Source organism: Salinivibrio sp. MA351, assembly GCF_001996065.1.
GTDB lineage: Bacteria > Pseudomonadota > Gammaproteobacteria > Enterobacterales > Vibrionaceae > Salinivibrio > Salinivibrio costicola.
Window position 1 is genome coordinate 33,262 of record NZ_MUFG01000002.1, and the last position, 20,818, is coordinate 54,079.

Consider the following 20,818-nt stretch of genomic DNA (forward strand, 5'->3'; position numbering starts at 1 on the left):
AGGCTAGAACTGATAACTCTATAAATTAATAACAAATGGTTGACTCATGCGTATGACCCTTGCGAGCAAAATTCTTCTTGCTCTTTTTCTTGTTTTCGCTCTTGTGCTCGCCACCTCGCTGGCCTATCAGTCGCATCAACAAAAAGCCTTGATGACATCGATTGTCAGCGAGCAAACCTTAGATAAAGCGTCCAACTACTTTGATAGCCTTAATATGCTGATGCTCACCGGCACCATCAGCCAGCGTAATACGTTGCGAGAGAAAATGCTGTCACACAAAGGCATCGACGACGCTCGCGTGATCCGTGGAGAGGCAATAACCCGCTTTTTTGGCCCAGGAAACCCTGAGCAATCTGCCCAGGATGCCATTGACCAACGCGCCCTCAAAGGTGAAACCATTGTCGAAACCTTTGATGCTGATGCGGGAAAAGGATTGGTGGTCGCCCTGCCGATGAAAGCGAGCAGCGATTATCGCGGTACCAATTGTCTGCAATGCCACGTAGCAGAGGAAGGCACCGTACTCGGTGTTATCCGGCTCGAGTATGATCTTGAGCCTTTGTATAGCACTATCGATAGAGAAATGTTAATTACCGCTGGGATCATGGGCAGCATCGCTGTGATTGGATTTTTAATCTCACTCACTGTGATTCGCCGCTGGGTAGTCTCCCCGCTTAAGCGCGTCTCTGCCTTTATGAAACGCACCAGCCATGACAAAAATCTTTCCGAGCGCCTCAATAATACCCGTGACGACGAGATTGGTGAACTGTGCAATAGTTGCGACCAGTTGCTTGATAACTTTTCTACCAGCCTGCAACAAGTTCAGCGCACCTCAGAAACCCTGTCTGCTGAGGCCATGAACCTGATCCGTGTCTCAAGCCATACCGATCAATTAGCTGATAGCCAACGTCACGAAACCAATGACATGTCTTCAGCCATCGATGATGTGCAACAGCATCAACACGACATTCAAAATCGTACTCAAGAAGCGGCGCAATTGAGTGAATCTGCCGCAGGCAGTGCCAATCAGGGCAGTGATCTGGCGAATGTCGCGGCCAATGATATTCGTAAGTTGGTGGCTGATATTGGCCAAGTACGCACACAAATATTGGATGTTAACCAACAAAGCCAGCAAGTAACGACGATCCTCAGCGTGATCCGGGAAATTGCCGAGCAAACTAACTTATTGGCGTTGAATGCCGCCATTGAAGCCGCTCGAGCCGGAGAGCAAGGCCGAGGGTTTGCGGTGGTTGCCGACGAAGTACGCAACCTTGCCAGTCGTAGCCATGATGCCACTGGTGAAATCCAAACCATCATTGAAAACTTGTGTGCAGGCAGTGAAGCCTCTGCGCAAGCGGTTGAAGCGACCAGTGAAAGTGCTAATCAACGTGCAGAAACCGTGATGGAACTTTCTACCGCTTTGGGTAATATCGCCGACCAAGTTAGAACGGTCAATGACAACGCCAATGACATCAGCAAACAAAGTGATCACCAGGCGCAAATGACCGATGCCTTGCTCGCTCAAGTGGGTCGTATTCAAAGTCACGCCAACGATACCGCAACCAATGCTAATGAGGTAAAAGCGATTAGTGCAAATCTCGAGCAGCTGGTTGAACAACTTGAAGGGTTAATTGGCCAATTTCAGCTCTCAGACACGCTCAAACCTTGAAGCTATACAGGATACAGGTAAACTTGCTAGTCTAACTTGCAAAATCACTGATGCGGTCACACCCCGTTGGCCGCATTACCTAAACGGAGATAGAAGCGAATTATGACATACGCGCCTGTAGTAGACGTCCTGCGCGGCAAGGCGGCAGTCGACACTGAAGTGACTGTGCGTGGATGGGTCCGGTCACGCCGAGATTCCAAAGCCGGTATTTCTTTTCTTGCCATTTATGATGGTTCTTGTTTTGACCCTATTCAGGCCGTGGTCCCTAATGAGCTGGATAATTATCAGCAAGACGTTCTGCGCCTGACCGCAGGCTGCTCCGTTGAGGTCACGGGTAAGGTTGTTGAATCGCCCGGAAAAGGTCAAGCCTATGAGCTTCAGGCAACGGCAGTGAAGGTCGTTGGCTGGGTTGACGATCCAGACACGTATCCAATGGCGAAAACGCGCCATTCGATTGAGTACTTGCGTGAAGTGGCGCATCTCCGCCCACGTTCAAACGTAATTGGTGCCGTTGCACGTGTACGTCATACGCTCTCACAAGCCATTCATCGCTTTTTCCATGAGCAAGGCTATTACTGGATGTCTGCACCGCTGATCACAGCGTCGGATTGTGAAGGTGCGGGGGAAATGTTCCGGGTGTCTACCCTAGACATGGCCAATGTGCCAAAAACCGAACAAGGCGAAGTCGATTACGATCAAGACTTTTTTGGCAAAGAAGCGTTCTTGACCGTATCGGGTCAGTTAAATGCCGAAACTTACGCCTGTGCACTCAGTAAAGTGTATACGTTTGGTCCCACCTTCCGTGCAGAAAACTCCAATACTAGCCGTCACTTGGCTGAGTTCTGGATGGTTGAGCCAGAAGTGGCGTTTGCCGATCTTGATGACTCTGCTGAGCTTGCAGAAGCCATGTTAAAATATGTTTTCAAGGCCGTGTTGGATGAGCGCAAAGATGACATGCAATTCTTTGAACAGCGGATCAATAAAGATGTTCTGACTCGTTTGGAGAAATTCGTCAACGCCGACTTTGCGCAAGTGGATTACACCGATGCGGTCACTATTTTGCAAAACAGCGGCCAAACTTTTGAATTCCCCGTTGAGTGGGGCATTGATTTAGCCTCTGAGCATGAGCGTTACCTGGCAGAAGAGCACTTTAATGCACCGGTTGTGGTAAAAAACTACCCGAAAGACATTAAAGCATTCTATATGCGTATGAACGATGACGGTAAGACCGTTGCTGCGATGGACGTACTCGCACCAGGTATCGGCGAAATCATCGGCGGCTCTCAGCGTGAAGAGCGCCTAGATGTGCTCGACCAACGCCTTGAAGAAATGGGTCTAGAAAAAGAAGATTTCTGGTGGTACCGCGATCTTCGCCGTTATGGCACTGTCCCTCACTCTGGTTTCGGTCTGGGCTTCGAACGTCTGGTTTCATACGTGACGGGAATGAGCAACATTCGTGACGTGATCCCATTCCCTCGCTCACCACGCAATGCCAGTTTCTAAATAGATACACTTATCCAAAGGCTGCAGGTTGCAGCCTTTTATTTGCATTTAGCTTTCATTCATCATAACCATGGACGACACCAATGTTTGAGAAAATCTCTGCGGCACCTGCTGATCCTATCCTAGGGCTAACTGAAGAATTTAAAGCGGATCCACGTGAAGATAAGATTAACCTCGGGGTCGGGGTCTATAAAAACGAGCACGGCGAAACGCCCGTTTTAACCTCAGTAAAAAAAGCCGAGGCACTACTACTCGATAAAGAAACCACCAAATCTTATTTGAGCATTCCAGGCACCGCCGAATATGGCCTTGCCGTTCAGCAATTACTTTTTGGTGAGCATGCGGATGTCATTAAAGACAAACGCGCACAAACCGCACATTCTCCCGGCGGCACCGGCGCCCTTCGCTTAGCAGGTGAATTTATTAAACGCCACCTGGGCGATGTCACCATTTGGATCAGTAACCCAACTTGGGCTAACCATAAAGGCGTGTTTACCGCGGCAGGTTTAACTCTCGCAGAATACAGCTATTACGATCCGGCCAAAAATGACAAAGATTTTTCAGCGATGGTCGCTGATCTCGAGAAAGCGGCAGCGGGCGATGTCGTGCTACTCCACGGCTGCTGTCATAACCCAACCGGTATCGATCCGACCGAGCAAGAATGGCAAACTTTAGCAGATCTCTGCCAACGTAAAGGCTTACTGCCTATGTTTGACTTTGCATATCAAGGCTTTGCCAAAGGCGTAGAAGAAGACGCAGTCGGTCTGCGTATTTTCGCTAACGTCTGCCCAGAGCTGCTGATCGCAAGCTCATTCTCGAAAAACTTTGGCTTATATAACGAACGCGTTGGTGCCTTTACACTGGTCGGGCGTCAAGAGCAAGAAGCGGTCACCGCCTTTAGCCAAGTTAAAAGTATCGCCCGAGTGATTTACTCTAACCCACCTGCCCATGGCGCAGCGGTGGTGACGACGATTCTTAATGACCCAACGCTCAAGGCGGAATGGTTACAAGAATTGGCCACGATGCGAGACCGCATTAAAGCCATGCGCACGGAATTTGTCAAAACACTCAAAGCGCAAGGCGTCTCACGTGATTTTAGCTTTATTGAGCAACAAAACGGTATGTTCTCGTTCTCAGGGCTGAATAAGGATCAAGTGAATGCATTAAAGGCTGATCATGGTGTCTACATTGTCGGTTCCGGTCGGCTTAATGTTGCGGGTATGACGCACACTAATATGGTGCCACTTTGCACTGCGATCGCAAAGGTTTTAGACTAAGCGTCGCTGTCTTAAAAATGAAACAAAGGGCCGCTAGGCCCTTTTTTTGTTGGCGGCATTTATATTTAAACAATTTATTAACAAAACAATTAATAACAAGCCCAGAGCCGCTACACTAAAACCAACCAGGTTTTTTATGAACTGTGACCAAAAAGATAAACCCTATGAGTAATAATGAAGTTGTATTTGGTGACGATGAACGCCTCGTCTCGACCACTGATAAGCGCGGCGTCATTACTTATTGTAATCCGGAATTCATTCGTATTGCGGGTTATGAAGACAATGAGCTGACGGGGGCACCCCATAATATTATTCGTCATGCCGATATGCCGAAAGCGGCGTTCGCGGATATGTGGCGTAACCTTAAGGCCAATCAACCGTGGCGGGGAATTGTCAAAAACCGCTGTAAAAACGGTGATTATTATTGGGTCGATGCGTATGTTACGCCGATTTATGATCGGGGCCAAGTCATGGGCTATCAGTCCGTACGTGTTAAGCCTGATCCCGCCGTGAAGCATCGCGCGGCACAGGTTTACCAAAAGCTCTGTGCGGCAGAAAAAGCAGGGAAATCGCTTAAACACTTTTCGATTGCAGACCTGCCCACAGGCGTAAAACGGGGTTTAATGGCAATCGGTTTAGCCGCCGCGCCCATTTCCCTGATCTTTGATCGCGTGATTTCCGGATGGGATATTGCCGGCGCCATTGCGATGCCATTGATACTGGGGACGATTTTTCGCGATGAGCTTTTTACCCTGCCTACGCTTAGCCGCCGCTTTCAAACGGACTACGACAGTATTAGTCGCTATATTTATTCAGGCACGGGTCTAAGTTCGGTCGTTGATTATAAAGTTAAGCTACTTAATGCCCGAATTCGCACCATTCTGGGTCGTATGCTCGATGCTTCCCTGTCGTTGAACCAGTTTTCGGACGAATTAAGCGCCTTGTCGAAACGCGTCTCCGATGCGATTAACAAGCAAAGCGATCAGATTTCGTCGATTGCTAGCAATATTGACCATGCCTCGGAATCGGCGAATAAGGTATCTGACAATGCGCAACAAAGCGTTGAACTGCTTCAGTCTGTGCAGCAGCAGAGCCAAGAAACTGAATCCTGGTTACAACAGACCGGGGAACAATTAAAAGCGCTTTCCCAGCAATCTGAACACTCGCTCACGGCAACCCAACAGCTATCGGCTACCGCTGAACGCGTGACCGAATCGATGAGTGAAATCAGTGGCATTGCTGAGCAAACCAATTTGCTCGCGTTAAACGCGGCCATTGAAGCAGCACGAGCCGGTGAGCAGGGTCGCGGGTTCGCCGTTGTCGCCGATGAAGTGCGTGCACTTTCCAGCCGCACTCAAAGTGCAACCGAACAAATTCAAGCGTCAATACAAGAGATGCACAACACGATTGCACATTGGCAAACTCAGATCCATGAAAGCCATGAACAAACACAGCAGTGTGTTGATACCACGTCTAACAGTATTTCAAGCTTACATGCTGTTGCGACGGCCATCGAAGATGTGGTGGGAAGAACGAATGAGACGCATCATTCCGCGCAAGCGCAACTAGAGACATTTACTGACATTAGTCGCGACATACATAGCATTGAGTCCGTTTCTCAGCAGAACCTCAATGAAGTAAATGATGTCTCAGAGGCAAGCAGCCAACTTCGCGATAAAGTACGCCAGTTCCATGACATCGCTAGGCAGTTCGAATAATCGCGGAGCACTTCACATACTAGCTAAGCAGCGCGGATAAAAGCCAAGCAGTACAAATAAAAGCTTAAGCAGTGCGAATAAAAGCGCCATCTGGCGCTTTTATTATTGGATACCGTGCAAGAACTCAGCGCGTGTCGCTGCATTTTTCTTAAACTGGCCCCCTAAGGCCGTTGTGGTCGTTTCACTGTTCGCGTCCATCACCCCGCGTGATTTGACGCAATAGTGTGTCGCTTCGATACGTACCGCGACATTGTCAGTCTCTAGCAGCGTCTGTAACGCGACTAAAATTTGACGAGTCAACCGCTCCTGGACCTGCGGACGCTGGGCAAAAAATCGTACAATGCGATTAATCTTAGACAAGCCAACCACTTTATTGTCGGGCAGATACGCCACAGTCGCACGACCGTCAATGGTTACAAGGTGATGCTCACAGGTGCTAGTCACAGAAATATCTTTTACCCGAACCATCTCATCACATCCCATTTTATTATCAATCATGGTTACTTTGGGAAACTGTGAGTAATCGAGTCCGGAAAAAATCTCATCGACATACATTTTGGCAATACGCGCTGGTGTTTCTGCCAAACTATCATCGGTAAGATCCAAGTCGATCGACTGCAGAATTTCACGCATGTGAAACTCGATTTTTTCTTTTCGTTCTTCAGAAGACATCTTTGATGCTGTTGTCATTGGGGTTTCGATCCCACGCGCGAGCAGAGCTTCCTGAACTTTTTTTGCAGCATCGCTTAATGCCATGATGGATTCCTTTTTAGGTATGCCTTAAGCCGTTCTTTTACTTACACACTGTAGTCGCTATCAGATCAGTGTTGTCATTAAATAGAAGCATAACGTTAATATACCAAAAATACACCTCGCGGAGACTGTGGATTTATCCGCTGGCGTCGGATTGCCTAATCTCGGCAGTTCATTTTTGTCAAGCATCGTGAACATCCATTCGATTTACCTTAGGCCAGATGCAAACTTGCTTAAGATCACACCCCTTTCTCTATCTCAAACACCATCATATCAATGAAATCAAACTGTCATTTTTGTTTGATATCGTTTGCAGATTGTATCGTATCGTTGACGCATTCGAATCACAGTCGAAAGTTGATATCCAAATCGGCCGCAGCACTCTCCTGCTTAGCAATTATGCTGGCAAAAGACACCTCCCTAGTGAGGTTATTTCAATAATAATAAACACGCGATGGTATATCTTGTCCCCTCTACCGGGGACTTTTTTTATCCCCCACCAAAAAAGACATTGCCTTGACATAAAGCCAATTTTTTATTGGCATATTTGTTATTAAGTTAACTACGCTTGAATTAACACCCACCGTTAGTGACTAAGGAGTCATTATGAAGAGACACGTATTGATGGCGGTCATGCTTGCTGCTGGCGTCACCGCCTGTAGCAGTAGCAATGATGCGAACAATGCTAAAAACGAGGTCACAACCTCTGGCGTTGCTCAGCAATGGCAACTCACCATGATTGATCAACAGGCTATCAGTGCGGAAGGATCCCCAACGTTAAACGTCAATAAGGATATGGAAGTCAACGGCTATACCGGCTGTAACCGTTACTTTGGTAAGGCGGAACTCGACAATAATCGCTTCAAGATTGATCGTATGGCCAGTACGAGAATGGCTTGCGCGGAAAACTCAATGGCGTTAGAACAAACCATGAGCCAAGTGTTGGGTCAATGGAGCGACGCTAGCGTGCGCAATAACACATTGTTACTCAGTAATGATACGCACACCTTAGTCTTTACCCCAGTTAACTCATCCAAGGCGACAGATGATCCGTTACTTAAGAGCCCAGCGGTAAATTCACGCTTCAACAAGGGCGAGAAATATTAACTCTATATCTCAAAGATCGATTCCTGATCTTAAAGACCGGCTCGTGAACGTAAAAGCCGATGAGTTATCCTAGAGAGCGGTACTTGTTACCGCTCGCTTTTTCACGACACCACCATCCAATGCCAACCTTTATCGACATCAGCCTTCGCTCGCGTCAAGCCTATTTCGCCATAAGCGCATAGTCTTGAAGCCGTCATTTCTTTTTGCTTAGTCACGGTGACGCCGCCTACAAACACAGCAACCCGACTCTCCGGTTCGTCCTCAAAAGGTATCTGAAGCCGTTTAACCGCGGTGACGCATTCTTCACCTAATCGCGAGGCACCCTCAGTGCGAGGCAATATTGCAATAAATTGACTTCCCGTGTAACGACAGACGAGATCGCCTGGTCGTTTAAGCATCTCATCAATGGCTTGTGCCACTTGGCGGATCAACTGATCACCCGCAACCCGACCGTATTGGCTGTTGTAATTAGATAGGTGCTGGATTTCGACCAGCATTAAGCTCAGGGGTGTTTCATCACGGACCGCACGCTGGATTTCGCGCTCTAATGCTTGTTCAAATTGGGTTCGGTTATATAACCCCGTCAACCCATCACATTTGGTCATTGATTCTAATCGGCTATTCGCATCTTTGAGCGCATGTGTTTTTTGCTCGACTTGGACTTGAACACTGTACGCCCGTGCCTGCAGGCGATAGAGCAGATAACAAATCACAAAAAAGATGCCACTACCGATCAAAAACGTCCACATTGGCACCCAGCTTTGTCTTTGTTGCATGTAACTGACTGTGGGATAGCCCACCAACTCCCACTCTCGTCCGGCAAATAAAATGGCTTCAGCGGGCTGTTGTGCCAGCGAATCCTTCATTTGTGCCAGTTCAACACGATGGGTATGCAACACTTGGCGATGATTAGGATCGGTGGTATCAATTAGGGTGTAATTGATACCGTCATTGATCACGGTTTTTATCGCAAGATTGACCAGGGTTTCTACATCGATCACTGCCACTAAAAATCCACGCAAATCCTGGGTATCATCCCCTGCTAGTTGTTCGGGATCGACGAGAATCGGCATAATGAGCAAAAAGCCACGTACATCACCATACGCCCGTTCAATGGTCGTAGCAGGCGTAGCCACTGGTACACCAGTATTAAAGCTGGTTTTAAGTGCCTGGCGTGTGATGGATGTTGAGCCCAAATCATAACCCATCACAGCGTCTGATTGATTGTTACCTGAGGTAAATCTAAGGGGAAAATACATATCACGGCGAGAGGCGGTTACTAACTGGCTCTGATCGTTGAGTTCAACAATATTGAAGCTTGTTCGATCAGGCTGAGCCGCTGTCATACCTTGTGTGTAATGCCGGCGTTGATGATGCATGACAATATCGGCCCAGTCGATCGATTTGAAACTAGGATGACGCTTTAATACCCCAGAGGTTAGAGGCTGAAAATTGCGAGCGTTTAAGCGATGCCCAGCATCGAAGTGATTCTTAACCGCATAAAGCAGTTCAAGACCCAGGTTGACCTCGCGCGCCAGCGCCATTGCCGCATTATTAACATCCTTGTGCAGCTCTTTACGAATGGCTTCTTGCTCTTTTTGATAGAGTAGATGCGCCGTGAATGCCGCAAACCCTACGCCAATAAGCGCCGTTATGATGATGATACTCCATGCACGCCGAGGCATTATTACTATCCTTACCCTATATTACCTACGCAATAAATATGTTAGCTGCGCGATAAACATGTTACCTACGCGATAAACGAGGGGGCGTTATAACCCACTTATCTTGTAAGCGTAGTGGGCAAGACTATAAACGATCAATTTTTTAACACTATCTTGGCATGCAGGCTACATTTACCCCATGACAACTGAGTTGAGACAAGTAACGGCTGCAAACATAAACAAGACACCTGCATTTATACGCCACAATGTGGGCTTAATTCGCTTTATTAAGTGCCAAATTTGCGCAGCGAGAGCCAACAAGCCAAACCCAGCCCCGGCAACAAACGCATTAATCTGGCTAGGTGCGATATCTGAATGACTTAACGCCGCCACGCTTGCGACAAACACCATCAGTCCCATAAACGCCATCACACTTGCCAGTGGTAATAACGTGTCAAAAGCCTGCAAACGTGAACGCGCACGCACTAATAGACCATGCCCCAAGCTTGCACCAAGTAACACCAGCTGTAATACCCCGGCGACAACCAGTAGCCCACCCTCAGCCATCAGTATGGTAATCCATGTAACAACGCCCAATAAATTTGCGACATACAACAAAGGAATGGGACCTGACCGACGTGTTTTGCCCGTTTTTGATCGAAACGCAAATATCCCTAACGTTAAGAAGGGTAAGATGGCGAAAAAACTAGATGGAACCAAGATCAACCAAGCAAAAGTCGGCACCCAAAAAGCATGATGAAAACGCCCTCGCTGGCCGGGGCAAATATCGCCCTTCAAAAGGGCTAACGACAACACGAGTTGTGCCCCCAAAACAGCAGACACGATCGCGGGAACAAGTAACATGTACATAACAAAAATTACCTTACATAAAGCATTAAAAAAGAGTCAACTATTGAACTGATTACATTAAAAAGCGCCATCGATCACATTGAATGCACGAAATAGACTCAAAACCGCCAATAAACTGGCATGTTTGTACACTTATACCAACCTTTATGACAGATAAAAACAACATGACCGCACGACGCGATAATAACAAAGTGGCGCGAGCAGCGGGAACCTTTGCACAAGCGGAAAGGACAATGGGTGCAATGATGAGTGAGACCTTAGGGCACATTATTTATAAGCTCCAAATATCATTTTTTGAACTTTGGAGTGCAAAAAAACACGCCAACAGTTTTAATAACACACGTAGTACCTATCTGCGCAGTCGCTTATGTGTACTGTGTTACGTATGGGCTGGGCTCACGATTGCTTGGTCTGTCGCTGATTTTCTATTCCTATCGGACACTACCGCCGCCGCCCAACTCTCATTGCAACGCTTGCTATTAGGTGGGGTGCTGATAACGATTGGTTATGCAGTGAGTCGAGCTAACAATCTAAAATCGGCTAAACTCGGTCTCGTCGCGATGGTGATTGCCACCAACGCCTTTTATTTCTCTGCCAGCCACACCCTTCATTTCCCTACGGAGAACACCGCGTTTTCCTATAGCTACACGCTATTGCCGATCATTCAGATAGTCATGCTCACTATCTTTCCGCTCACCATGCGCGAAAGTTTATCGTTAATGACAATTACTTTAGCTTGCCATCTCTGGGTGGATTCGTTCGGTGGCACCATGACCAGTCCCGACAATATTGCCTCATACTGGTTACAGACAGTGATTGCCTTCATGGTGGTCTGGTCACAGCTTTCGCAATTACATATGATTTTGCGCCTTTATCGCCAGGCGACACTCGATCCGCTCACTGGGATCTATAATCGCCGAATGCTGCTTCAACTGGCAATGCGCGCACTCGCCGTGAGCGAGGAACGACATTCTCCCTTTTCTGTGTTGTTGCTTGATTTGGATAAATTTAAACGCATTAATGACAAATGGGGCCATTACGCTGGCGACGTTGTTTTACAGTCGTTTACACGTACAGTGCAAGAGCGACTAAGAAAATCTGACATCTTTGGTCGTTTTGGTGGCGAAGAGTTTATCGTATTCTTACCTAAATGCAGTGGTGAGGTCACGGCACAAATCGCTAACCGATTACTCGAAGAAGTCGAAAGTATGGATGTGCCAATTGATGAAAGCCGAACGCCGCTCAAGGTGACCGCGTCGATTGGTATCTCCACCTTTCAACCCGGTGACACACTCTCATCTTTGATTGAACGAGCGGACAGTGCGCTTTACCAAGCCAAAGCCGAAGGACGAAATTGTGTCCGTGCCTACCAACCGGGTCATCAAACCAGTGTTGATGCACGACATTCAGTGAGCCGCGACAACATTGATATGCCGACCGAAGCATCACTTTAAATCAGCCGCACGGTGAGTCGACGGCGTTCATGCCATAAGCCCATCGTACGGCAAGCTCATGGCTCAGTATGATATGAGGCCGTGCTCATGGGGCCGCCGTTTGCTGGTGTATTTTGCGAGCGCGGCTTCGACTCACCACCCGGGATAACCCAAACACCAAACCTAATAAAACCAGTCCCAACGCTAATGCGGCGATGACCACACCGAACCATGCATAATGCTGCCAAGCCGCGATGAGATAAAAGCCGCCAAGACTGCCACCGACATAATAATGTACCAAATACAAAGCCGTTGCGGTTGCTTTGCCTTGTGCAGCTTGGCGGCTCACCCACCCATAAGCTAAAGAGTGAGTGAAAAAAGCCCCACCGCTAACCACCAACAACCCAATAACTATCCAAGGTATATCATGACTTAATGTCACTAATACGCCTAGCATCGCCACCAAGGTGCCAAAGGCCATGCCTCTGATTGCACCATATTTGAGCACCCACCGGCCACTGAGCCGTGATGTCACCGTACCGGCGAGATAACAAACAAATACCGATGACACCAAGCTTACTGGTAACTGATAAGGAGGCGCTACAAGTCGAAAGGCGGTGACCGAAAATAAGTTAACAAACAATGCAAAATTCACCCCACCAATAAGCATGGCTATCCACAAACTTGGCGTACGTAAATGCGACAAGACCCCACGTGAATGGGTGAGCAACGATGTTCTACCTGGGGAGAAATAGCGTTGACGAGGCAGCAATTTTGTCACGATCATCACTCCCGCCAGTGTGAAGGCCGCCATGGCGAGGACCGCACCATGCCAGCCCCACCAATCGGTCATTATACCACCAGCAACGCGACCAGAAATGCCACCCAGTGAATTAGCACTGATGTAACTGCCCACGGCGATCGCTAGCGCCTTGGGAGAAAACTCTTCGGCCATGTAAGCGACCGCCACCGCCGCAAATCCACCAAGAGACAAGCCCATCAACGCACGCAGCAGAACAATCATCCAAAATGATGAGGTACTCGCCATCGCAAGCCCAACAAGCGGCAGCATCCATAAGCTGGTCAGCATCACAGGCCGACGCCCAATACGTTCAGAGAGTACCGCCCAAGGCACCAAGGAAAAAGATAATCCTAGCGTTGCCGCCGCAAGCAACCAGTTCGCACGCGTTTCACTGATCCCATCACTGGCCGCAAACACAGGCAACATCGGTTGGAACAAGTAAAGGTTACAAAAAATCAGAAAAGAGCCGAACGCAAGTGCAAATGCCGTCAGCCGATAACGTGATGAGCCAAGCTCAATCATGACAACCTCACCGTTTAGTCAGATGACCCTATACTAGCAACGGCAATGTGCGTAATAAAATAGATTCACATTAAGTTAGTTTCATTGTCAGCTATTAGTGCGTCACAATGCCGAACATCACATATTGCCCCTATACTCTATGCAGGAATATCGCTAAAATCGCCGGCCAATTAATCGCCCGCTTTGGCGCATGACTGCAAATCATTTGCTCACACGCGCGGCAGACCAAGAGACAAAGACGTGACACCGACTGCTATATACGACTATACCCCCTACTGGGCCGCTTGCTTCGGGCCTGCGCCTTTTTTGCCAACCAGCCGAGAAGAGATGGATATTCTTGGTTGGGACAGCTGTGACATCATCATTGTCACGGGCGATGCCTATGTCGATCACCCCAGTTTTGGTATGGCCGTGATTGGACGCACCTTAGAAGCACAAGGCTTTCGAGTCGGAATCATTTCGCAACCCAATTGGCACACTAAAGAAGACTTTATGGCACTCGGTGAGCCTAACCTGTTTTTTGGTGTCACCGCGGGTAACATGGACTCGATGATCAATCGCTACACAGCGGATCGTAAACTGCGCCATGATGATGCCTACACCCCGAATAATGAGGGGGGTAAAAGACCTGATCGTGCTGTCTTGGTGTATTCTCAACGTTGTCGAGAAGCTTACAAACAGACACCCATCGTGCTTGGAGGCATTGAAGCAAGTTTACGCCGCCTGGCTCACTACGATTATTGGTCAGACAAAGTTCGTCGCTCTGTGTTGTGTGATGCAAAAGCCGATATCTTATTATTTGGTAACGCGGAACGTGCATTGATTGACGTTGCACACCGCTTGTCACGCGGAGATTCATTGGCCAATATGACGCGTATCGCGGGCACAGCCGTAATGATGAAGTCACCGCCTGAGGGAATGGCAGAAGTAGACTCAACCCGCATCGATAAGCCGGGTAAAGCAATGACGATGCCTAACCCTTATGCCACTGAGACCCAGTGCGAGACCAGCAAAAAAACGGAACCTGACGCGGCGAAACCGATTAGTATTCGTCCTTCTCGCCACGATGCCAAGAACACCTTTGTTCGCTTACCCTCGTTTGAAAAACTCAAAAACGACCGGATTTTATATGCGCATGCCAGTCGAGTGATGCATTTAGAGGCGAATCCCTACTCTGCGCGTGCGCTCGCGCAACAGCATGGTGACCAACTGCTTTGGATTAATCCCCCTCCGGTGCCGTTGACCACAGAAGAAATGGATTACGTTTTTGGCTTACCTTACGCCCGCGTGCCGCATCCGCAATACGGCSAAGCTAAGATCCCGGCTTACGATATGATTAAAACGTCGGTGAATATCATGCGCGGCTGTTTTGGTGGCTGTTCGTTCTGTTCAATTACCGAGCATGAAGGCCGGATTATTCAAAATCGCTCGCAAGCGTCGATCATTGAAGAGCTTAATGATATCCGCGATAAAGTGCCCGGCTTTACAGGCACCATTTCAGATTTAGGTGGACCGACAGCCAACATGTATCGCTTAGGCTGTGCCGATCCGAAAGCTGAGCGAAACTGTCGTCGCCCGTCCTGCGTTTTCCCAAAAATTTGTGACAAGCTCAATACCGATCACCGTCATACCATCGATCTCTATCGTAAAGCCCGTCAAGTCGAAGGGATTAAGAAGGTGCTGATCGCATCAGGCGTGCGTTACGACCTCGCGATCGAATCTCCAGAATATGTCAAAGAGCTGGTCACGCATCATGTCGGTGGATACCTCAAAATCGCGCCCGAGCACACTGAGAAAAACACCCTCGATCTGATGATGAAGCCTGGCATGGGGGCGTACGATCGATTTAAAGCCTTGTTTGAGAAATACAGTAAAGAAGCGGGGAAAAAGCAGTATTTAATTCCCTACTTTATTGCCGCTCATCCTGGCTGTACCGACGAGGATATGGTGCATCTGGCGTGCTGGCTGAAAGAGAATGACTTTGAGTGCGACCAAGTGCAAAACTTTTACCCATCGCCAATGTGTAACGCCACAGCGATGTATCACTCAGAGACCAATCCACTCAAAAAGGTACGTTATAAAAAACGCGAAGCACTGACCGTCGCCAAAGGAGAGCGCCAACGTCGCTTACATAAAGCCTTATTGCGTTATCACGATCCGGCGAACTGGCCACTGATCCGTGAGGCGTTGGTCTCGATGGGTAAAAAACATTTAATTGGTAACGGCCCGAAATGCTTAGTCCCCACAGAAGATAGCGTAGCGACAACAGGTCGCCAGCGTCGCTCAGGGCGTCACGGCACTCAGCGCTTTGCCACTAAGCATCCAAAGCAGCCCGATATCCGCCAGCCTAACAGGCACAAACCGAAGACACATAAACAAGCGGGTTCCAACGCTAAGCGTCGAGATAAACGGACTTAAGATTTGTAGTCAAACGTCACTATACGGCTCAAGGCTCAAGGACAAAAGACAAAGAACAGAAAATAGAAAGCAAAACGCCCCAACAATGGGGCGTTTACGATAACGTGTCGGCGTTAGGCCAATATAAGCGATGGTGATTACGGCCTTGGCTAACGGATAAGCTCCATAATGATGACGCCCAATGCCAGCACGCATGCAATGGCCCCAATGACCCAAGCAATTTTTTTCTGCGTGCTCTCTTCCAAGTATTGCGCAGCGGTAATACCGAGTAAAACTAGCAAGATAATAACAACTGTTTTAAGCATTTGTTTGCCTTAGCTTTTAGCTCTTTATTTTACTGTACGCGAAATAACCACAGGTGCAATCCTTTAATTTATACGTTGCCAGAGCACGCAAGATCAGTGCGCGTATGCGCAAGTCGCAATAATACCTGCAGTGGATGCAACAGCGGTGTCTCACTAAATCGCTTCACTTGGCTACGGCACGAATACCCAGTTGCGACAACCCGCTCTTTGGGTAAGTCAGCCAGTTTAGGTGACCAACTTAAATCATAGATGGCTTCTGAGGTATCGCGCTTATCGGCTTCATGGCCATAGGTACCCGCCATGCCACAGCATCCTACAGAAACGGGTTTAAGCTCTGCGCCAAAATGGGCGAATAAATCAACCCACTGTTGCTCTGCATAAGGTAACTGCGTTTTTTCTGTGCAATGACCAAATAAGTACCAAGGCTCGGACGTATGCTCAGCCTTTGCTGGTAGGCTAGGCACCACATTCGTTAACCACTCATGGCTCAGTAGGACGTTAAAATCACCACGATAACGGCCCAGCGCCTCTTGATATTCATCGCGGTAACACAGCACTAAAGCAGGATCGACACCCACCATCGGAATATTCAGCGCCGCTAGCTGATTTAAAAAACCAGCAGTATTACGCGCGGTTTGGGCAAAACGTCGTAGAAAACCTTTTACGTGTTGTGCTTTACCGTTGGGCTTAAAGGGAATCAGCATCGGCACTTTTCCCAGTCGACGGACCAACTTGATCAAGTCGTGAATCAGTGGCGCTTCATAAAAACTGGTAAACGGGTCTTGCACGATCAACACATAGTTTTCACGCTCTTGCGTGGACAAGGCTTGTAGCCACTCGAGATCAAATTTGAGGGCATGATCGCCTGCCAATGCCTGGGCCAATGTCGGCACCGATAAAGCGGGTGTATCGGTGTAACCAATGAGTTTGGCTGTTAAGCCTTGTGCCCACTGGGGTTGGGTTGCGGCATTGACTAACCTAGGCGCTTTAGCCATTAATGGCAGCAAGCTTTCAATATTTGCGACCAGATGATCTTTAATCGGACGCGGATAACGGCTGTAGTACAACTGCATAAACCGGGAACGAAAGCTGGGGACATCGACTTTAATCGGACACTGACTGGCGCACGCTTTACACGCCAGGCAGCCACTCATCGCTTCCATGACCTCATGGCTAAAGTCATCCGCCTCTTTTTGGCGGGTAAAGTAACGCCCGAATTTCGCCATCATTTCACGGACTGAGGGAGATTGCGTCATGAGTGCTTGCTCGACATCCAACGGATCAACGCCCTGCTCCGCGAGCAAACGTAACCACTCGCGCACAATCCCTGCCCGGCCTTTAGGTGAGTGTCGACGGTCATAACTGACTTTCATCGACGGACACATGGGTGACGACGTATCATAGTTAAAGCACAACCCGTTGCCATTGCATTCCATCGCGCCTTTAAAGCTATCTCTAACCTCAACCGGGATCTGGCGGTCATAAAAACCACGCTTGGTATCATCGACCTGCACCAAAGCATCGTCGCTGTGAATCGGGGTACAAATCTTTCCAGGATTCATCCGGTTTTGCGGATCAAAGGCCGCTTTTACCCGACGCAATTGCCTGAACAGAGTCTCACCAAAAAAGGCAGGACCGTACTCAGAGCGATAGCCTTTACCATGTTCGCCCCACATCAATCCGCCGTATTTCGCCACCAGTGCTACGACCTGATCAGAAATGGTTTTCATCACCCGCTCTTGTTCGGGATCGCACAAGTCAAGCGCGGGGCGCACATGCAATACCCCTGCATCGACATGGCCAAACATGCCATAGTGCAGATGATGGCTATCGAGTAATGCGCGGAACTCACTGATAAAGTCCGCCAAGTTTTCTGGTGGCACACAGGTGTCTTCGGTGAAGGCTACAGGTTTGGCCTTGCCTTTCGTCGCGCCCAGTAATCCAACCGATTTTTTGCGCATGGCATAGATTTTATTAATCGACGCCAGATCACGGCAGATCTGATAACCAATCACGCCTTTTTGCTGTTTCGCTATCAAGCGATCGAGTTGCTCACACAGGGTCGTAATTTGTGCCTCAATGTCGTCGGCATCATTGCCAGCAAACTCGACCATATTAATGCCGTGCATGACCTTACCCGGCACATCCTCCAGCAGATCACTGACGGTATGCCACACAATATCATTACGCGCTAAATCAAGGACTTTAGCATCAATGGTTTCAACTGAAAGCGCCTTGGCTTCTACCATCATGGGCGCATTACGCAACGCTGAATCGAAGCTGTCATATTTGATGTTCACCAAGGTGCGTACACTTGGAATGGGCGTAATATTGAGCTTGGCTTCGGCGATGAAGGCTAAAGACCCCTCGGCGCCACAGAGCACACGGCCAATATCGAATTCCGTTACTGTTTGATCGTAAACATGTTTAAGATCATACCCAGTCAAAAATCGGTTGAGTGGCGGAAAGGTGTCAGTGATCAGATCACGATGTTCGCGACATACGGACGACACGGTTTCCAGAGCACGTCCGGTTAAATCACCTCGCGCCATCGCTTGCTTGAGCGGCTCCGGCTTAAGCGGTTGGGTATCCAACACACTGCCATCAATCAATACAGCTTTTAAGCCCAGCACATGATCCGACGTTTTGCCGTAACGTAACGACCCCTGCCCCGATGCATCGGTATTGATCATCCCACCGATCGTGGCGCGATTACTGGTCGATAAATCCGGCGAGAAAAAGTAGCCATACGGACGCAATACATCATTGAGCTGATCTTTAATCACCCCAGCTTGAACACGCACCCACCCTTGTTCAGGATTGACCTCTAAAACCTGGTTCATATGACGGGAGATATCCACCACCACATGTTGGGTCAGTGACTGACCATTTGTTCCTGTGCCGCCGCCGCGTGGCGAAAACTTAATGTCACTGAAAGGAGGGGCTTGAACGGTCTCACCAATGATGCGCAGATCATCAACCGACGACGGGAAAAGAACGGCTTGAGGCAGTGCTTGGTACACACTGTTATCCGTCGCTACCGCCAGACGGCTTGCGTAGGTCGATTCGATATCGCCCTGAAAACCCGCGTCTTGCAAAGCGGTAAGAAAATCAACGACGGCGGACGACAAGCCCGCCTGTGGGTGTATTGCCGGTATCATTGCGGTTCCTGTGCGAGTATCACCATGCCTGGTGCAATTTTAGTTATGCGCCTACTTTACCTTAACTCTTGGCACAGCCAAAGCGATCACAGGGTAAATCCTTCGCGAGTCAATCCTTAAACCCTTATCACCATTCCCGCCAACCGAGCCTGGTGCTTGACCATCTCGCAAGCTCTGGGCTCGCAATCAAAACCCAAGGCCCTAAACTCCACGCTGCCATGGAGACAACGATCAAGACAATCCAACTCATTCCCGTCACCTGCACCACGCCCCAAGCAGCCAGAAGCAGCCCAGCGACCCCCAAGAAAATCCAGGCCAAGGTCAATAGTTTTCCCATCATGCTCGCGGCCGGTTTATGACTGGGGAAAAGCTTGTGCCAGACCTGGCCGGTATATATCCCAGCGCTTAATGCGGCTAAGTAGAGCAGATCGGGTAACTTTAATGCTAACGCCAATAATGCTAGCAACGCACAGACCAATAGCCACAGCCGACCGGTGGTCAGTAGCGGTCGATCTTTCCCTATGGTCACTGCATCTATTTTCACGGTTGCCCAGGCTAGGCTGCTTCCCACTAAGGCGCCAATCACCACATCACTAGCAAAGTGAACGCCCAAATACATGCGGTTGAGCCCCATCAAAATCATCACCGCCAAAGCAAGCACTAACGACCCATATGCCTGTCCATGCGTATCACGACGCTTTAGGTACCAGGCGGTGACAACGGCTGCCGCTAATAAGGTGTGACCGCTTGGCACCGTAAAGCCACTTGCCTTACCGATTTGCAAGTCAGGCCATAGGTAAAACGGTCTTGGCATCGCAAATCCTGTTTTTAACGTGATAGAGACAGTCGCCGCACTGATCAAAAGAAAAAGCAGCGACAGCGCCGATTTATGGCCACGAAAAATAAGAAATAGTGGTACCAAGGCAACGTAAAATGCAATTTCTCCTAAAATGTTGATCAGTCTGAATAAGCGTTTAGTCATCGCGCTCGCGACATCGCCCAAGTGCGCGACCGCCGTTTGTAGGCCAGAGACGAGGCCATACTGACTTACGTAAAAGGCAGGCGCTAGGGCACTAAAATCCGCTAAAGCAGCGACATCACTGCTAGGCGTTTTTGCCGCCAGAGACCATAGCAACTCACCGCGATCTTTAAATCGATAGCGATAGTCGCCTGCCTGTGCAGGCGGTATTAACAAAGCTTTATCGATTTCAGATCCAAAGTGCAGCGCCTGCCAAACCGGCAACACGCCTGTGCCATTGGCGTTCGAGACAACCGGTAGCGGCGTTTGGCTTTGGCAAGCAAACAATACCCCACGTTTATCTTTGTGAGCGACCTTCCCCACATTGACGCGAAGAGCCGTTTCTTCAAACACTTCACGCGCCAGGGCTCGGGTCGGTGATTCAGTCAAATTCACTCGTCCACCGGGTAAACCATATCGCCCGGTGACTCTATCTTTTATCAACAGTAGTCGCCCAGCAGGATCGGTAATCACACAGGCGACCCCTGCGATCCCTTGCTCCGTTGAAAACGTATCGTCACCTTGTGCTAAGGCATAACTCGACACCCACCAACTAAATACTGACAATAGTACAGCGATACTCCGTTTCATTCGGCGGCTC

The 20,818-nt window shown here is 48.9% G+C and carries 14 protein-coding genes; 7 read left to right on the forward strand and 7 right to left on the reverse strand.

The window, feature by feature from the left end; all coding sequences use genetic code 11:
* Positions 1–46: 46 nt before the first annotated feature.
* From BZG78_RS01530 to BZG78_RS01545, 4 genes are all read left to right on the forward strand, one after another.
* Positions 47–1,666: a methyl-accepting chemotaxis protein gene (locus tag BZG78_RS01530; protein WP_077660190.1), complete on the forward strand. Its 1,620-nt coding sequence runs from the start codon at positions 47–49 to the stop codon at positions 1,664–1,666.
* Positions 1,667–1,768: 102 nt separating this feature from the next.
* A complete protein-coding gene (gene asnS / locus BZG78_RS01535; RefSeq protein WP_021022790.1) occupies positions 1,769–3,169 on the forward strand; it encodes an asparagine--tRNA ligase in 1,401 nt (466 codons plus the stop codon).
* An 83-nt stretch (positions 3,170–3,252) separates the two neighbouring features.
* Entirely contained in the window at positions 3,253–4,446 is a 1,194-nt protein-coding gene (locus tag BZG78_RS01540) for an amino acid aminotransferase (protein WP_021022789.1), read from the forward strand.
* Positions 4,447–4,610: 164 nt separating this feature from the next.
* Positions 4,611–6,164, forward strand: a complete 1,554-nt coding sequence (locus tag BZG78_RS01545; RefSeq protein WP_021022788.1) for a PAS domain-containing methyl-accepting chemotaxis protein — start codon at positions 4,611–4,613, stop codon at positions 6,162–6,164.
* 102 nt (positions 6,165–6,266) lie between these two features.
* Here the strand turns inward: BZG78_RS01545 and folE are convergent, their stop codons facing one another.
* Positions 6,267–6,923, reverse strand: a complete 657-nt coding sequence (gene folE, locus BZG78_RS01550) for a GTP cyclohydrolase I FolE (protein ID WP_033379171.1) — start codon at positions 6,921–6,923, stop codon at positions 6,267–6,269.
* Between the two features lie 600 nt (positions 6,924–7,523).
* On the opposite strand from folE, the gene BZG78_RS01555 reads away from it, so the two are divergent.
* Positions 7,524–8,024: an META domain-containing protein gene (locus tag BZG78_RS01555; RefSeq protein WP_077461296.1), complete on the forward strand. Its 501-nt coding sequence runs from the start codon at positions 7,524–7,526 to the stop codon at positions 8,022–8,024.
* A 101-nt stretch (positions 8,025–8,125) separates the two neighbouring features.
* Here BZG78_RS01555 and BZG78_RS01560 read toward each other — a convergent pair whose 3' ends face one another.
* Positions 8,126–9,709, reverse strand: coding sequence for a diguanylate cyclase (locus BZG78_RS01560; RefSeq protein ID WP_077660191.1), 1,584 nt, complete (start codon positions 9,707–9,709; stop codon positions 8,126–8,128).
* Between the two features lie 171 nt (positions 9,710–9,880).
* A complete protein-coding gene (locus BZG78_RS01565) occupies positions 9,881–10,558 on the reverse strand; it encodes a hypothetical protein (protein ID WP_077660192.1) in 678 nt (225 codons plus the stop codon).
* A 146-nt stretch (positions 10,559–10,704) separates the two neighbouring features.
* On the opposite strand from BZG78_RS01565, the gene BZG78_RS01570 reads away from it, so the two are divergent.
* Complete coding sequence (locus tag BZG78_RS01570) at positions 10,705–12,012, forward strand: GGDEF domain-containing protein (RefSeq protein WP_158011775.1); 1,308 nt, start codon at positions 10,705–10,707, stop codon at positions 12,010–12,012.
* Positions 12,013–12,097: 85 nt separating this feature from the next.
* Here BZG78_RS01570 and BZG78_RS01575 read toward each other — a convergent pair whose 3' ends face one another.
* Positions 12,098–13,315, reverse strand: a complete 1,218-nt coding sequence (locus BZG78_RS01575; RefSeq protein ID WP_077461293.1) for an MFS transporter — start codon at positions 13,313–13,315, stop codon at positions 12,098–12,100.
* A gap of 240 nt (positions 13,316–13,555) precedes the next feature.
* Between BZG78_RS01575 and BZG78_RS01580 the strand changes: the two genes are divergently transcribed.
* Entirely contained in the window at positions 13,556–15,733 is a 2,178-nt protein-coding gene (locus BZG78_RS01580; protein WP_077660193.1) for a YgiQ family radical SAM protein, read from the forward strand.
* 149 nt (positions 15,734–15,882) lie between these two features.
* Here the strand turns inward: BZG78_RS01580 and BZG78_RS15375 are convergent, their stop codons facing one another.
* From BZG78_RS15375 to BZG78_RS15365, 3 genes are all read right to left on the reverse strand, one after another.
* Positions 15,883–16,038, reverse strand: coding sequence for a hypothetical protein (locus BZG78_RS15375; protein ID WP_158011776.1), 156 nt, complete (start codon positions 16,036–16,038; stop codon positions 15,883–15,885).
* Positions 16,039–16,106: 68 nt separating this feature from the next.
* Complete coding sequence (locus BZG78_RS01585) at positions 16,107–19,199, reverse strand: FAD-binding and (Fe-S)-binding domain-containing protein (protein ID WP_077660194.1); 3,093 nt, start codon at positions 19,197–19,199, stop codon at positions 16,107–16,109.
* Positions 19,200–19,326: 127 nt separating this feature from the next.
* On the reverse strand, positions 19,327–20,808 hold the full coding sequence (locus tag BZG78_RS15365) for a phosphatase PAP2 family protein (protein ID WP_199877149.1): 1,482 nt from the start codon (positions 20,806–20,808) through the stop codon (positions 19,327–19,329).
* Between the last annotated feature and the right edge of the window lie 10 nt (positions 20,809–20,818).